The organism is Asaia krungthepensis NRIC 0535, from assembly GCF_025995175.1.
Lineage (GTDB): Bacteria > Pseudomonadota > Alphaproteobacteria > Acetobacterales > Acetobacteraceae > Asaia > Asaia krungthepensis.
In genome coordinates this window covers 1-16,036 of the sequence record NZ_BAPV01000001.1, presented here as the reverse complement: position 1 = coordinate 16,036, position 16,036 = coordinate 1, and the positions used below count along the sequence as shown (strand labels likewise).

9 protein-coding genes and 1 pseudogene are annotated in these 16,036 nt (G+C 60.7%); 4 read left to right on the top strand and 6 right to left on the bottom strand.

What is annotated here, in order from left to right:
* Positions 1 to 44: 44 nt before the first annotated feature.
* The gene (locus AA0535_RS00050; protein ID WP_264813828.1) at positions 45 to 1,196 is read right to left on the bottom strand and encodes a lipase family protein; all 1,152 of its coding nucleotides are present in this window, start codon (positions 1,194 to 1,196) and stop codon (positions 45 to 47) included.
* A 659-nt stretch (positions 1,197 to 1,855) separates the two neighbouring features.
* Here AA0535_RS00050 and AA0535_RS00045 point away from each other — a divergent pair.
* From AA0535_RS00045 to AA0535_RS00035, 3 genes are all read left to right on the top strand, one after another.
* Positions 1,856 to 3,352: a CoA-acylating methylmalonate-semialdehyde dehydrogenase gene (locus AA0535_RS00045; protein ID WP_264813827.1), complete on the top strand. Its 1,497-nt coding sequence runs from the start codon at positions 1,856 to 1,858 to the stop codon at positions 3,350 to 3,352.
* Positions 3,353 to 3,543: 191 nt separating this feature from the next.
* On the top strand, positions 3,544 to 3,816 hold the full coding sequence (locus tag AA0535_RS00040) for a DUF3297 family protein (protein ID WP_127101621.1): 273 nt from the start codon (positions 3,544 to 3,546) through the stop codon (positions 3,814 to 3,816).
* Positions 3,817 to 3,837: 21 nt separating this feature from the next.
* On the top strand, positions 3,838 to 4,782 hold the full coding sequence (locus AA0535_RS00035) for a nucleoside hydrolase (RefSeq protein ID WP_264813826.1): 945 nt from the start codon (positions 3,838 to 3,840) through the stop codon (positions 4,780 to 4,782).
* A 99-nt stretch (positions 4,783 to 4,881) separates the two neighbouring features.
* Here the strand turns inward: AA0535_RS00035 and AA0535_RS00030 are convergent, their stop codons facing one another.
* The 5 genes from AA0535_RS00030 to AA0535_RS00010 form a co-directional block, all read right to left on the bottom strand.
* On the bottom strand, positions 4,882 to 7,074 hold the full coding sequence (locus AA0535_RS00030; RefSeq protein ID WP_264813825.1) for a TonB-dependent siderophore receptor: 2,193 nt from the start codon (positions 7,072 to 7,074) through the stop codon (positions 4,882 to 4,884).
* A gap of 266 nt (positions 7,075 to 7,340) precedes the next feature.
* Positions 7,341 to 7,997 carry an SGNH/GDSL hydrolase family protein gene (locus AA0535_RS00025; RefSeq protein ID WP_264813824.1) on the bottom strand — a complete coding sequence of 219 codons (657 nt, stop codon included), beginning with the start codon at positions 7,995 to 7,997 and terminating at the stop codon, positions 7,341 to 7,343.
* Positions 7,998 to 8,115: 118 nt separating this feature from the next.
* Positions 8,116 to 9,912 (bottom strand): amidohydrolase family protein, encoded by a 1,797-nt coding sequence (locus AA0535_RS00020; RefSeq protein ID WP_264813823.1) that lies wholly within the window; start codon positions 9,910 to 9,912, stop codon positions 8,116 to 8,118.
* Positions 9,913 to 9,941: 29 nt separating this feature from the next.
* Positions 9,942 to 12,422, bottom strand: a complete 2,481-nt coding sequence (locus tag AA0535_RS00015) for a zinc-dependent metalloprotease (protein ID WP_264813822.1) — start codon at positions 12,420 to 12,422, stop codon at positions 9,942 to 9,944.
* A 55-nt stretch (positions 12,423 to 12,477) separates the two neighbouring features.
* The gene (locus tag AA0535_RS00010; protein ID WP_264813821.1) at positions 12,478 to 15,291 is read right to left on the bottom strand and encodes a TonB-dependent receptor plug domain-containing protein; all 2,814 of its coding nucleotides are present in this window, start codon (positions 15,289 to 15,291) and stop codon (positions 12,478 to 12,480) included.
* Positions 15,292 to 15,851: 560 nt separating this feature from the next.
* On the opposite strand from AA0535_RS00010, the pseudogene AA0535_RS00005 reads away from it, so the two are divergent.
* Positions 15,852 to 16,036, top strand: a pseudogene (locus AA0535_RS00005) (hypothetical protein); the annotation flags it as partial.

Below are 16,036 nucleotides of genomic sequence, written 5' to 3'. Positions count from 1 at the left end.
GCACTATAGCAGGGTTCAGGGCAAAGCCCTGATAACCTGACGCCTCACTGACAATCGGACGAGAGTGCATCACCCTGGAGGCTGCGATCAGCAAAGGTCTGGGCCTCGCTCTCGGCTGCATTGAGCAGAGGGGAATGTTCGACACGATAGTGATGCACACTCACGCTCGTCCCGGCTGAACAAAGGGCTTGTTTGAGCTTTTCCTGCTGCGCCGGAGGAACCTGCGTATCGTTCGTCGCAATCCCCAGCATCACGGGAGAGGTCAGCTTGAGGGAGGGATAGCGGGCCCATTGCAGCGCGGGCGCCAGGGCATTCTCAGCATCGGGCTGGAACGTATTGTCGGGGGTCAGACCGGCGTGTTCCACGGCGCCGAAAAAATCGCCACGGCAGAGTTCGCTAGCCTTGCGATAGAGAGGCAGTGCCCGCGGCTTGAAGGCGCTCGATGGGTCGAAACCAGGATCCGCTGCGCCCAGAGAGGCCCCGAGCAGAAGCCCGTAGACGACACCCGGTGCGAAGCGGCGTGCACCGTGCGACTGGGTCAGGATGTGACCTGAATCCCCGTCGAAATAAGGTGCGCCGAGCGCGATCGTACCCTTGACCTGAAGACTGGGAGCATAGGATCGGGCAAGAGCTGAGGCCGCTAGAACGGCTTGGGCGCCCTGATCATGTCCCAGCAGCACCACATGGCCGCTCAGCGCCGAAAAGCGACGTCGCGCCGCACGCACAGAATCCAGAACGGCCATGCCCTCGGATTTTGCGTTCAGATAGAGCGCGGCGCCAGGCTCGCCCAGACCGGGGTAGTCTGTCGCCACCACCGCATAGCCGCGACGCAGCCAGCTTCCGTAGAAACTCGCCTGAGGCCCCCCGATACCCATGATCGAGGGCGCACAGGTCAGGCCAATGCCGCTTGTCCCGTGAGCCCAGGCCATGACCGGCCATCCTCCGGCAGGTGGCGTGCCGCGTGGGATCATGACCTCGGCCGAGACCGCAACAAGATGGGTCGGATCATGAGCATCGGTGCTACGATAAGCCATGCGATAGGCCGTACCGGGAATGGGCGCGTTTTTCTGCTCGAGCTTGATGGCCTGTCCGGCCGCGACAGGAGCGTAGCGCGATTCGGCGTCTTCGTCGGCATCCATGGCGCAGGCGGTCAGGGTCAGGGCGGAAACAGCCATCATGGCAAGAGCAGAACGCATCAGACCTCTTCGATCTTGAGAGTGACGATGGCAGGAAACTCTCAGGAGTATCGTGCAGGGGCAACCCCTCCCACGCGCTTCCCTGGGAATCGCTCCTGATTTTCAGCCACGGGGTAAACCGGCAATGAGCCCCGAAGGGTCGGAGCCCCCGTTTGGGAATACCGCAAACGCCTCGGGGCATGACCGGTTCGGACAAGGACACTGACCGTAATCGCCTGAACGGGGCCGTATCCTCGTGGCGCCGCGCTCTCAGGGTGCAACTCGGCCATTCGCCCAGCACGATCAGCCGTGCAGCGCGCCCGGAAATCTCGCCCTTCCAAGGGAAAAGGGCGTGAAAAGCCGCGCAGCCTACGGTCTTGGAAGATGAGTACAGCCGGATATTGAGTAGAGGCCGGTCATGACCCATCTCAATGGCCGGAGGCCCCTCAGACCCTCGCGATCTGCCGAGTACGTTCACCAGAAAGTGACCGTGATACATCCGATATGGAATAATTTTTCTTCTCTGCTGATAAAAAGGGAATATTAATTTCCACACAGAGCAAGGCGTCGACCCGCAGCGAGAGTTGAAATCCACGCGCACGGACAGATGCTATAAGGCGGAATGAGGGTGACGGTCCATGAGGATACGTCGCAAGGCCGCAAGGAAGAGGAAGACGTTCATGAGCAGTCTGATTCAGCATTACATCAACGGGTCACGTACCGAAGGCCATGGCAGCAAGCGCGGCGATGTGTTCAACCCTGCCACAGGAAAGGTGACGGCCCAGCTCGCCCTTGGCGATACGAAGGACGTTGATGATGCGGTTTCTGCTGCGAAGGCTGCTTTCCCTGGCTGGTCCCAGACCACGCCGCTCGCCCGTGCGCGCGTTCTTTTCCGTTTTCGTGACCTGATCGAGAAGCACGCCCATGATCTGGCAGCTGTCATCACCTCGGAGCATGGCAAGGTCCTGTCCGATGCGCTTGGCGAAGTCACACGTGGGATGGAAGTCGTGGAATTCGCCACGGGGGCGCCCGAACTGCTCAAGGGCGAATTTACCGAGCAGGTCGGACGCGGCATCGATGCCTGGTCGATGCGCCAGCCTCTGGGCGTGGTTGCGGGCATCACCCCGTTCAACTTCCCGGTCATGGTGCCTCTCTGGATGGCACCGATGGCGCTCGCCTGCGGTAACTGCTTCATCCTCAAACCCTCCGAGCGCGACCCTTCGGCCTCGCTCGTCCTCGCCGATCTGCTGAAGCAGGCAGGCCTGCCCGATGGCGTGTTCCAAGTTGTGCATGGCGACAAGCTGGTTGTAGACGCGCTGCTCAAGCACCCGGATGTGCAGGCGATCAGCTTTGTGGGCTCCACCCCCATCGCCCGCTACATCCACGAGACCGGCGTAGCCCACGGCAAGCGCGTTCAGGCTCTGGGCGGTGCCAAGAACCATGCCGTCATCATGCCCGATTGCGACCTCGACAAGACCGTCGATGCCCTGATGGGTGCGGCCTATGGCTCGGCAGGCGAACGCTGCATGGCCATTTCAGTGGCCGTGGCCGTTGGTCCTGTGGCCGATGCGCTGGTCGACAAGCTGATCCCCAAGGTCAAGGCGCTGAAAATCGGCAATGGCACGGATGACGCGACCGAAATGGGCCCGCTGGTCACCAGAGTCCATCGCGACAAGGTGGCCTCCTACGTCACGCTCGGGGCTGAGGAAGGTGCCAGGCTGCTGGTCGATGGCCGCGATTTCAAATCGACGCAGAACCCGGATGGCTTCTTCCTTGGCGGGTCGCTGTTCGATCATGTGACACCGGAGATGCGCCTCTATCGCGAGGAAATCTTTGGCCCCGTTCTGGCTGTCGTGCGCGTGCCCGATTTCGAGACCGCGCTGAAGCTGGTCAACGACCATGAATTCGGCAATGGCACCGCCATCTTCACCCGTGATGGCGATAGCGCCCGTGCCTTCACCCATCGCGTGCAGGCTGGCATGGTCGGCGTGAACGTGCCGATTCCGGTACCCATGGCGTTCCACTCCTTCGGCGGGTGGAAAGCCTCTCTGTTCGGCGATCATCATATGCACGGGGCCGAGGGCGTGCGCTTCTTCACCAAATACAAGGCCGTCACCTCACGCTGGCCGACAGGCATCCGTCAGGGCGCGGATTTCGTGATGCCCACGCTGAGCTAAGTCCCGGGGCATACCGGCCCGGGACATACCGGGTTGGGGGGATCATCTTCCCAGGCCGTAAAACTGCCCCAAACGGGCGCGAGGGTGCACACCCCCGCGCCCGTTTTGCGTTCCGGCGCTTTGCGCGAGCCGGAACTCGGGCTATGTCCCATGACAAGAACTGGAACACGCGCCAAACCGGAGGAATTCCCATGAGCGACACCATGCCAGACCGTCTGAGCGCCACACCGGGCAGCCCGTTCTATGACGAGGCCCTGCTGGAAAAAGGCATCGGCATCCGCTTCAATGGTGAGGAACGCACGAATGTGCAGGAATACTGCATCAGCGAAGGCTGGGTGCGTCTGGCCGTGGGCAAGACACTCGACCGCAAGGGCAACCCCATGACCATCAAGGTATCCGGCAAGGTGGAAGCCTGGATCAAGGGCCCTGAAGGGGATGACGCCGGAGAAGCCGGCAAGGCGTAATCTCTGACAGGGAACCGTTCCATGACGCCCACACGGATCATCATCGATACCGACCCCGGACAGGACGACGCCGTTGCCATTCTGCTGGCGCTGGCCTCGCCAGAGGATATCACGGTCGAGGCGATCCTCACTGTGGGCGGCAATAGCGGCATCGCCAATACCACGCGCAATGCCGCCGCCATTCTGGAACTGGCTGGACGTGAAGATATCCCGCTGCATAGCGGATGCGACCTGCCCTTGGCCCGCCCGCCTGTGCGCGCCGATCATGTGCATGGAGAAAGCGGGCTGGATGGTGCGGACCTGCCCGCCCCCGCCAGACAGGCCGACTCTCCCCACGCGGTCGATTTCCTGATCGAGACGCTGCGTCACGAGCCGGAGGGCAGCCTGACCATCGTGACGCTGGGCCCGATGACCAATCTGGCCACCGCTTTGCAGAAGGCCCCCGATATCGCGCCGCGCATCAATCGCGTCGTGTCCATGCTGGGGGCCTGTTTCGAGGGGGGAAACATCACCCCCAATGCCGAATTCAACGCCTATGTCGATCCTGAGGCCGCCGCCATTGTGCTCGCTTCGGGGGTGCCGGTGGTCCTTTTGCCGCTCGATGTCACCCATCAGGTGCTGACCACCCCTTCACGGCTCGGGCGCATACGCGCCATCGGCAACGCTGCCGGTCGCTGCGTGGGCGGTATGCTTGGCTTTTCCGAGCGTTTCGACCTCGAGAAATATGGCTGGCCCGGTGCGCCCTTGCATGACCCTTGCACCATCATGTGGCTGCTGCGCCCCGATCTGTTTCAGGGGCGCCTCGTCAATGTGGAGATCGAGACACAAAGCCCGCTCTCGGCAGGCCAGACCGTTGTGGATTATTGGAGCGTGACCGGCAGGCCTGCCAATGCGCTCTATATGCGCGATGTCGATGCAGACGGGTTCTATCAGGTGCTGACGGAACGCCTGTCGCGCCTTCCCTGAAGCTCGAAGCCCGGATGAAACAGAAAACCCCGTAGCGCACCGGCGCTACGGGGTTTTTCTCCTGATCGGCCGGGGCCTCGACAGCCCCGAGCGCTCACATCACCAGGCGAAACCGATTGTGCCCTGCGCATTGCGGCGTTCGCCGTAATAGCAGAATTCCTGCCCGTAAGACGCGTAGGCGAGGCAATTGGTCACGTAATTCTTGTCGAAAAGATTGCGCACGCTGGCACCCACCGTCCAGCCCTTGAGCGATTTCGAGACGTTCGCCAGATCGTAACGCAGCGAGGCATCGAACAGCGCGTATTGCGGCACTTTCACACTGCCATAGCTGGCTTCACCGCCATAGGCCGAGGCGGAATAGCGCATGCCTGCCCCGAGACCGAGTGATTTGAAGCGGCCCTTGGGAATGGTGTAAAATCCGAAGAGCGAGGCGTTGCCGCGGCCCGACTGGATGAGCGGCTTGCCAGTGGAATCGTCATGCACGCGCTGTACGCTCACTGCGGCCTCGACCATCAGGTTGTGCCAGCTATCGATATGCGCCTCGAATTCGAATCCGTCAGAATGCACCAGGCCCTGCTGGGTGTTGTAGATCGTATTCGGAATGGACACGAGCACGTTGGTCTGCTCGATATGGAATCCTGCTGCCGTCAACAGGATGGGCGTACCGGGCAACTGATATTTCAGACCGCCCTCTAGCTGTTTGCCGATCGACGGATTGGCCTGATGCGTGGCGCCGCTCGTCTCAAGCACCACGCCAGTCTGGGGCTGGAACGAAGTAGCATAGCTGATATAGGGCGCGAGGCCGAACTTGAAGTGATAGAGCCCCCCGGCTCGCCATGTGATCTGGCTCGGGCTCTGCTTGGAATTGGACGCCGAATAATACTCGATCTGGCGCGAGCGGAACCAGTCATTGCGGATGCTACCCGTCAGCACCAGACCGCCCCAATGAATCTCATCCTGACCGTAAACGCCGATCTGATGCGAATTCACCTTGTAGCGCGCATAGGTCTCAAGCGGGTCGATGCCCATGTCGTAATCCGGGGCGAAGACATTCAGATCGGGGGCCGCGCTCTGCCCCGCCGTTTCATTGGCCCATTGCTGCTGATAATCGAAGCCTGCCATGATCATATGCGTGAGCGGCCCCGTGCGCAGCTTGCCATGAACATTGCTGTCAAACGCCAGATTGCGCGTGTGCTCGGTGGTCCCGAAACCATAGCGCGGCAGCATGCCGTCGGCGTCCCAGTATCCAGCATCATAGACACTGCGATATTGCGTCTTGATGTCGTCATAACGACCGCGCGTCGAGAAATTCCAGTCGCTGTTGAAGCGGTGGTTATAGATATAGGTGATGCCGCCATGCTTGCGGTTGAACTTCTCGAAGCGCGCATCGCCATCGTAGAAATTGCGGGGCAGATAGCCGCCAAAAGGCGCGGGCTTGAGCGAGCCTTCTAGCGGTACACCGCCATAGGTTCCTGCTTCGGGATCGTACTGATAATTGCCAAGCAGGGTGAAAGTGTCCGGCCCGTTACCGCCAAAGGTGACCGATGGGCTAATGGAAAAGCGGCGGCTGCCCGTACGAACAAGCTGCGTGTGCTGACCGTTAATCGTCCCGTAAAGGCGATAGCGGATCGACCCGTCCCTGGTGGCGTAACCGCCCATATCGGCATCGACACGGTACAGATCGAACATGCCGCCCGTGGCATTGACCGAACCGTAAGAGGCGCGATCGGTCGGCAATTTGCTCGACAATGCAACCAGTCCGCCGGGGCTCGACTGACCGTAAAGCGCAGAAGCCGGGCCTTTCAGGATTTCCAGACGGTCGAGACGTGACGTGTCGATCTGCGCAATGGCATAGCCGGTCGGGCTGTCCTGCAGACGCAATCCGTCAAGGAATTCGGGAATGGTGAAGCCACGCAGCTGGAACAGATCGTAACGCGTGCCGACCCCCCCGCGCAGGTCAGGGGTAATACCCGCCGCATAGCGCACTGCCTGGTTAAGTGTCAGCACACCGCGGATATCCATCTCATTGCGGGTGACAACCGTTACGGACTGCGCCGTCTCGATCAGCGGGGTGGAGGATTTTGTGGCCGATGACGCAATCGTCGCTCCTTTCTGGCCACGCACGGTCAGCATCTCAGCATTGGATGTCGGACCTGTTGCGCGCGAGGCGGCCGTCTGATTGCGGCCTGGCATCGAAGCGGCACGGGTCGCACTACCCGGGCTTGCCTTGCTCTGTGACGCCGGGCTCCCATGCGTGACGGACTGACGTCCCGCCATCGCCGGAGAAGACATGGTCTGCGCCGTTTTCTGCTGTTTCTGGTCCTGCGCCCGGGCGCTTCCCGCCATTAATGCCATGAGGGAAACACACATCGCCAAACCCGTCCGGGTGAAATCCGCGCGCATAATCTTGTCCTGCCAGATGAAATCGGCAGAGCCATAGCGATACTGCGAGTCATTCGCAATTTAAGTTAACGCGCCGGTCATCATCGGCGCGGCAGGTGTGGCCGATATATCACCGTTCCGTGAGGGCGTTACAAAATCGCCCTCACCGGCGGTGATCAGGCGAAGATCTCGCCAATCTTCCGGGCGAGGGCCTCGCCGAGCACGTGATTATTCTCCGGCGTGAAGTGGACGCCATCGCTGCCCTCTGTTGTGATATGAGCACCGGCGTCGAGGAAATGCGCTCCGGTGGCCTCTGCCAGCGCCCGATAGGACTGCGCCAGTTTCTCCGATTTCGGGTGCGCTCCCTCGAACTCGGCGGCGAGCCATGCGCCCGGGATAGGTTTGAGCGCGGGGGGTGCCACGATGAGCAGCGCCGGTGCCGGATAGGCCGTCCCTACGCCCCCTGCGCTCTTCGCCACCTGGGTAACCAGCCTGGCCATACCTCGTGCAATTTCATGCGGGGTGCGGCGATAGACAGCCTTGGTATCGTTCGTCCCGAGCATGATGACCACAAGATCGAGGGGCATGTGACTGGCCAGGGCGGCTGGCAGATAGGCCGAGCCATCAAGGCGCGGGTCATTGGGATCGTCGATACTGGTGGTACGGGCACTCAGCCCTTCCTCGATCACGCGATAACCCTCGCCCAGCGCGCGCGCCATTACCCCGGTCCAGCGTTGCGCGTAGTCATAGCGTGTGCTGGGCGTTCCGGCTGGAACAGGCTTCCACCCCCAGGTGAGAGAATCGCCGAAGCAGAGAATGTGCCGAAGGGCCATTGCAGAACTCCTCCCCGCCAGCGCGGGAGTGTCACAGGGAATGTCGGAGCATGAACCTGCAACATCGACCTGCAAAGACCTGCCGCCTCTCAAGAGGATGAGAGGCGCGCCGGGCCATTCATTCGAGGCGAAGCGTATCGAGCGACAGCCAGGCGTTGCTCCCCGCCGGGCAGGATTGGCGCAGTTCCACTGCAGTCACGTCGCGTCCCGACCACGCCAGGCTGTTCCTTGCCTTCACTGGACGAAGGTCGGTGAAGGCAACGTGGATGGTCGACCAGTCTTTTCTCACCGCGAACGGCGCCGACCAGCTTGTCCCTGCGAGCCCCGTCACAATGAGCTCGGCAGGGCAGTCACGCCCTCTCGCCTCGAAGGCAATGCCCTTGCCCGCCCCGACATCCACCGGCAGCACTGCACCGCGTGACAGCGGGAAGACCACTCCAGCATAAGGCGCTTTCTGCGCAGCCATCTGGGCCGTCATGACCAGAATATGCCCCTCGCCACTCTCCCGCGGGATGACAGACAACACTTCGACGCTTCGATCCGGCCCACGATCCATCGCCTCGGTGGGCAATGTGTCGAGCGGAGTGCGTCCGTCGATGCGCTCGAAATCATCGATCACACTGCCTGCCGGCAGGGCACGCGCTGGCGGAACAGGCATCCAGTCGCGGAGGCTGCTCTCGCTCTGCGGCCCAAAAACCATATGGCCATCCACGAAGGTCATGAGCAGATGATGGATATCGCCGATTTTCTCCCATGGTCGCCCGTCGAAAACGGCCAGATCTGCCCGCATGCCCGGGGCGAGCGTGCCTCTGTCATGATCCTGCGCAAGGAGGTACGCGCTCGATCGTGTGGCCGCCACGAGGGCCTCGGCGGGCGTCAGCCCGGCGCGCACCAGCAATTCGAGCTCGTGCAGCGTCGAAGCGCCATGGGGGGTGGCTGGCATACCGGCATCGGTCCCGACCCCGATCACGACCCCGGCCCGATAGAGGATGCCGACATTGGCAAGCGCGTTATCGAAAAGATGCGTATCGGAAACGACCTTCTTCGCGCCGCTCTGGGCCCAGGGTGCGGGGTCATAGACCGATAAGGTGGGAATATCGCCCATGTTCCGTGACCGGATGAATTGTGCCTCATCCGGGGTAAGGACATGGTCCTGAAGACCATGGGCCAGCGCATCCACCCCGGCACGCGCGGCAATCAGCCCCCGCTCGATCGTGACCGTATGGGTCATGACCTTGAGCCCGTGACGATGCGCCTGCGCCACGGCGGCGCCGAGCGTCGCCTCGTTCATGCTGGTATTGTCGGGCATGTGGCCGTAACGCCAGCCATCGGTAAAGATCTTGATCAGATCGGGGTGATAGGCCGCCACTGCATCAAGGGCTGCGCGCGCGCTGTCCGGAGAGCTGATCCAGCGCGTCGTGTTCTCATCGGCCCAATCCGCGCCATGTCCGCCGGGTGTGCTGATACGCGCGGCATAATTCACATGCGGTGAAGGAATATGAGAGAGCCATTCGCGCAAGGGCGCAAAAGCCTCTGGCGCCTCATTGAAATCGCTGACGGTGGTCACACCGGAGCGCAGATAGGCTTGTGCAATACCGGGGATATCGGCAGGACTCCCCGCGGGCGTCCAGTGAGTGTGCAAATCGTAGAGCCCCGGTGTCACGGCCGCGCCATGCAGGGCAATCACGCGCAGGCCGGAGGGCACTGTCACATCAGGCCCGATCGCCACGATCCTGCCGCCACCGATCAGGATCGTCTCCTCCCGCGCGGGCGCGCCTGTTCCGTCGAACACCATGCCGCCTGTCAGCGCGAGATCGGGCTTTGTCATCTCGGCTGCCCGGGCCGTAACGAAGGACAGCCCAAGCATGATGAGCGGGATCTGACGAGCCATGCGGCTCAAACGGCGCTTTTTCAAAATACTCTCCCTGCTCATTTCCTGCCCTTTCACAACGGCAAATCCTCGGACAGCCATCCTCCTTCACCACCGATCGGCGTGCCCGGCGGAACGGCGGGTGCCGGGCGCGTTCCTTTTGCGGCTTCGCGGGCAAGACGCGGTGCATCATGCAGCAATGCCGTCATATCCTGGCACCAGTGTCCTTCCTCGTCATTCCCCTGTACGGCGCCATAGCTCGCAGCAAGCCCGCGCAACTGGCCGGAGAGGGCAAGAGCCACATCCGGAGACGCTTTGGGGTTGTCGCGCGCCTGCACCATGGCCATGACCGTACGATAGGCAATGCGCCGCGCCAGCGCCGTGTCATGATGCCCTGCCACCTGTATGACGAGACGTCCGAGCACGATATCGAGCCCGGGCTGGGCAGGGTCGCTGGCATGCTGCAGCACCAGACGCTCCAGCCTGTTTGGCCCCAGAAGCGTGTTGAGGGTGATCTGCGCCGCCGATTCCGCCGCATTCAGAGGATCGAAAACGCTCGACCCGGCCGTACGGAAAATCTCGGTCTCGAATTGCGGATCGACCGTGCCGTTGCTACCGCTCGACAGCATGAGTGTCAGGGCGGGCGAGATGGTGAGTGCCTGTGCCGACAAGGTATCGATCAGCGCATCGAGTGCCGCCTTCTGCCTTTCAGGCGCGACCGGAACGGGTGCCGGACTCTGACCATCAACCACAGCGTAACGATAGGCCAACCCACCCAGGAGCTTGCCCACTGCCTCCACCTCATAGCGGTGCACAAGCCATAGCGGCACGAATTTACGCCTCAGATCCGATAATCTCTCGCCCGTGTGCAGCACGCCCGGGCCGAAATGAGCGAGGGCGATGGCGCGTATCTGCATCATCCGCTTGAGATCATCGGGCTCGTCCGCGCCATCGGTCCACATGCTGTTGCCTGCAAGCGCCGTATCGGGGTCGCGTCCATCGATATCAGTCCCGAAACGCATTGACTGACGCTCCGCCTCGAGCGCCTTGTCACGTGCTGCGGCCTCACGATCCGTGCCCGGTTTCGGTTCCCCATAGAGCCAGTCGATGGCATAGCGATCCCACGCGCCAACACCCTTCGCATAGGCGTCCGAGAAATCGAGTGTGCCATCATGGAGCCCGATACGCGGGCCGGGATAATCCATTACCGAAGCGCGATCCTGCGTGCTGGCCATGAAATTATGCACGAGACCCAAAGTATGGCCCACCTCGTGCACGCCAAGCTGGCGGATCCGGTCAAGCGAGATCCTGACCGGATCATCCTGCTTGCCGGTATTCTCGTCCTTCACCCCGGCAAGGGCCTCGAAGATGATGATATCCTGACGCAGCCGCAGCCCTTCGAGCACGACATTGCCGCGTATCACCTCACCCGTGCGCGGATCGATCACGCCAATGCCATAGGAATAGCTGCGTGTCTGACGCTCGTTCCAGTTCACGATATTGTAGCGTATGTCCTGTGGATCGACGCCCTCTGGCAGGATACGCACCTGAAACGCGTCGATATAGCCTGCCGCCTCGAAAGCCCTGTTCCACCACGCCACGCCTTCCGCCAAGGCGGAGCGGACCGGTTCGGGGGCTGCATTATCGATGTAGTAGATAATCGGCTTGACCACGCGCGAGCGCGCGGCTGCGGGATCGGTCTTGGTGAGGCGGAAGCGGTTGGCGTATTCGATCAGCACATTCTCGCCCAGAGGCGCGCCGAAATCATAAACAGCCGTGCCATGGCTGCCAGACCTGATGTCGAGACGACGCGGCACGTAACCGGCATCGGGCAGGCGCACGAGGGAGTGGTGAACGATAAACCCGATCTGGCGCGCATCCGGCGCCAGAAGAGCCAGTTCCTTGCCGGGGGTGTCAGAGGCGAATGTCAGAAGCGATTCGGCTTCGATATTATCGGGAAATGCCTTCACGCTCGCCGTGTCGACGCGGCTTAGCTCCCCGACCTGACGAAATCCCTTCGACTCCACACCGGGCGTGTCCGGCAGCTTCATCCCTCCGCCGTTGAGCGTGGTGGCGATGGCCATGGTGTCATGCAGGTAAAATGGCGAGAGATCGACGACGGCCCCGCCGCCCGGCGTCGTCGATACCGTATCGAGCATGGCAATGACGCTGAAGGGGAAACTGCGGCTTACGCCTTCAGCGACAGCAGCCCCCCCGCGCGACATGAAGCGGGGATTTTCGAACACCACGGCCACACGCCCGCCGATCTGTCGAAAAGCCAGAATGCGCGTGGGCCCGACCATGCCATGATCGAGCGTGATATTAGCTGACCCCACCCCGGTTCGTAGCGCGCTGGCGTAGAGAAATCGTCCCATCACGCCGTCACGATCGGGGGCGGGCAGCGTGAGAAATACCTTGCCGATTCTGGTTTCAACACGCACCGGCAACAAAGACGCCACGTCCCGCGGCGCGGCCTGACAGGCCAAGGGCGCAGAACCCATGAGCCCCCCTGCAAGGAGAAGTGCCCGTAGGGCCATACTATAGCGACGGGTCATGATCCCTCCCGGCAGGATGTCGGTACTCTGGCAGGGCCTGGCGCCCCTGCCCGGCTCAAAAACTGGTGCTGAAGGCGAGGCGGAAATTGCGCCCCAGATAATCATAGAGCCCCTGATTGGTCTGGGCGAAGGCAGGAACGTTGTTGCCATCGGGGCCGCTCCCGACCAGAACAGGGCTGGTATTGAGCATGTTGTTCATCACGAATGTCAGCTTGGCAGGATGACGATAAAGCTCAAAGCCATAAGCGATCGAGGTGTCGAAATAGACCGCGCCCTTGATGCGATTATTGTTGATGGTGCGGTATTGTGGGGTCGAAGCCGGGCAATTGCTCGTGCACTGCACGTAGTCATTGCCATACACACCATTGCCGAAGCCACGCGCGACGAGATTGAAGGTCAGGTTGTCGACCCGATAGAAAGAACTGATGCGATAGGTCCAGCGCGGCGCATTATAGGTGCCCGCCAGCCCGCCACCATTCACCCCGGCGTAGTTGATGGGATAGACGTTGTTATTCACCACATTCGAGATGTAATGGGTGATCTCGCCATGAACTGAGAATACGCCCGGCAGCCTGTTCCACAGTTGCGACAGACGCAGGCGATAGCTTGCCTCGATATCGATTCCGCGTTCTTTCTGGCTGGCGAAATTGAACGGCTGGAGCAGGATGCTTTGCAGCACACCATTGGCGTAATGGATATTATTGCACCAGACCGTGCCACCCGAATAACAGAAATCGACCGCATTCTGGCCCGTGACCGTGCCGATCGCATGCTTGATATCGATATCGTAATAGTCGAATGAGGCGCTGAAGCCGGGCGCGAAGCGCGGTGTCACGATGGTCCCTACGGTCCAGGTATTGGCGACTTCGGGCGTCAGATTGGTGTTGCCCGTACGGATCTGGGTGAAGCTTTGGGAGCCCGGTGTCGGGGCATTCGCAGGCAGCACCACCGTATTGTTGAGCGAAGTCCCGGCCGCAAAAAGCTCGTTGAGATTGGGCGCGCGGATATCGTGGCTGTACGTACCGCGGAACTTGATATCCTCGATCGGGGCCCAGGTCGCGCCCGTCTTCCAGGTCTCGACGCTGCCCGACGTGGAATAATCCGTGTACCGTCCGGCACTGTTGATATCGACGCCCTTGAGAACGGGCAGATCGATTTCGATAAAGCCTTCCTTGACGTTATAGGCCCCCTTGGTGACCAGATAATTGCCGTAGAGCCAGCCGGACTGATAAGCAGGGTCCACGGCACCCTTGACCGATTCACGGCGCCAGTCACCGCCCATGGCGATGGCGGCCTTGCCCCCCGGCAGCTTGAACATGTCGCCCCCGATATCGATGGAGGCCACGTGCTGCTGCAAGGTCTGGTCGCGGCTCGGCTGGCCGCCCTGACCACCATAGATGTAATTGAGCGCCGCCGCAGACGGCCCCGATGTCCCGAGACGGTTGATCGGTACGCAGCCATTGCCGGGATTGGCGATTGAGGAGCGGCAGACGATCTGCCCGTTCGAGAACACCGCATCCTGCGCCAGCGCCATGCGCGACAGGTTCCAGGTGTTCTTGAGCGTCACATTCTCCTGGGTACGACCATATTGGTAGTACCACCCCCAGTGCCAGTTATTGGTGAAGAACTTGAACTTGCCATTCATGCCGCCGACATAGCGAAACACTTCGCGGTCGACATCGCTACCGGGCACGGGAAAGCCGCCATTGCTGGTGCCCATGGTGAAGGAACGAAGCCCCGAGGCCGCCATCTGCCGCGCGATCTGGGGATAATTCGCATTCAGATAGGCATTATCCGCATTGATCACCACACCCGTGCTCGGGGTCTGCTGATAGAAGCTGCTCCCTATGTACTTATTCCATGAGAACTGCCCGAAAATCTCGGTCTTGTCGCTGATATCATAGGCTGTGCGCTCGAAAATGCTGATGCGCTGCTCGCTCGGGGTGAGGGAGTTCGTCCCTACATGGCCACGCAATGTCTCGGCGGTGTCACCGCCAATCATGTAGGGGCTCGATGCAGCACTGCGCTGGCCGTAATTGAGCTTCCCGGTCTGGCCGGGCGCACCAAAATAGGTGCCAGCCAGCGGTCCGGAGCCGATCAATCCACCTGATGTATAGGTTGAAGGCGCAAAATTGGAGCCAACAAGACGCTGGGGCTGGCCATTGGTCGCCGTGTAGAGCGGGTTGTTGATCTGGAAATAGCCGCTGTCGTTCCAGGAGCGGTCGATCGTGTTGACGCCGAATTGCTGGTAGTATTGCGCATCGAGCAACACATGCAGGCGGTGGTTGAGGAATGTTTTTCCCATCGTCGCGTTGAGCGTGTAATTCGGGTTGTCGGCATAGGTGGTGAAGCCTGTATTGGCCGACACCTTAACGCCGTTAAACTTCTTGTTCAGGATGAAGTTGATCACGCCGCCGACCGCATCGGAACCATACTGGGCCGATGCCCCGCCCGTCACCACCTCGACACGCTCTACCAAATTCTGCGGAATGGTGTTCACATCCACCAGTCCCGTGATGGAGGATGCGACCGATCTCTGGCCGTCAATCAGGATCAGGGTACGATTAGCTCCGAGCCCGCGCAAATTGACTGAATTGATCCCCGCCAGACCGGAGGAGAGAAATCCGGAACTCGTGGCAGAAGTACTGCCCTGAGTGACAGAGGGAAGCTGATTGACAAGGTCAGACAGGTTGGCGGGCACCTGGGCCGCGATATCCTCGCTGCCAAGTACGGTGACAGGTGTGGGCGAACTGAACCCGTTGCGAATGATATGACTGCCCGTGACCGTAATCTGCTCGGGTGAGGCCTTTGGTTGGTCGGCAACATGTCGCAGAGCCTTTTTACGGCGCTGTGCAGCAGATGCGGCCACAGTCGGTCGCGCACTCCCTGCCCCGGCACCTGAACCTAGCATCTTACGGTATGATGGATTGCCGTTGGGCGCAGTCCTGTCATCCGGAACGACACCTTGCGACGCAGGCCGCGCAGCAGACAGCGCAGGCGATGACGTCAGACACTGACCGGCCACACCGCAAAGCAAAACCCAGACGGGGCAGGAGCGGAGAAGGTTGCGGCGCGTCATCTCATCATATTCCATAATGTTGCGGTCAGTATCTTAACGAAACGTATTATCGTTCCGAATAAATAACAATACAGCGCGCATGAAATTCCTTATTTCCCCGCAATGCCGGGCGAGTAACAGGCGGACAGAAGCGCCAACGCGATGCCTGCCCCATTATTGACATAGTTTGTCATATCGGTTGGAAATGGCGCGTTACAAATCCAATTTGACTGGTATCGATGTGGATATGTCATCGAAAAGACACAGCAATAATTGAATTATGTTGCCTTCTTGATACAATTATCGTTCCAAAATAAGTTGGACCTGTTGTTATCGCCATTGCCCTGTGGGCCTTGAGATAGGGATCGGTCATGAACCTGCTTCGCCACGCCTCGCGTCGACTTCGCAAAACAGTTGCGGTTGGCGCCCTGTCACTTTTAGCCACGACGGCGATGCAGAAACCTGCCCATGCCCAGATTGCCGTGTTCAAATCGGCCCAGAGCCCGTGGCTGCAGGATATCGTCCTCACAGGGCTGATCGAGGGCGGGATCACAGC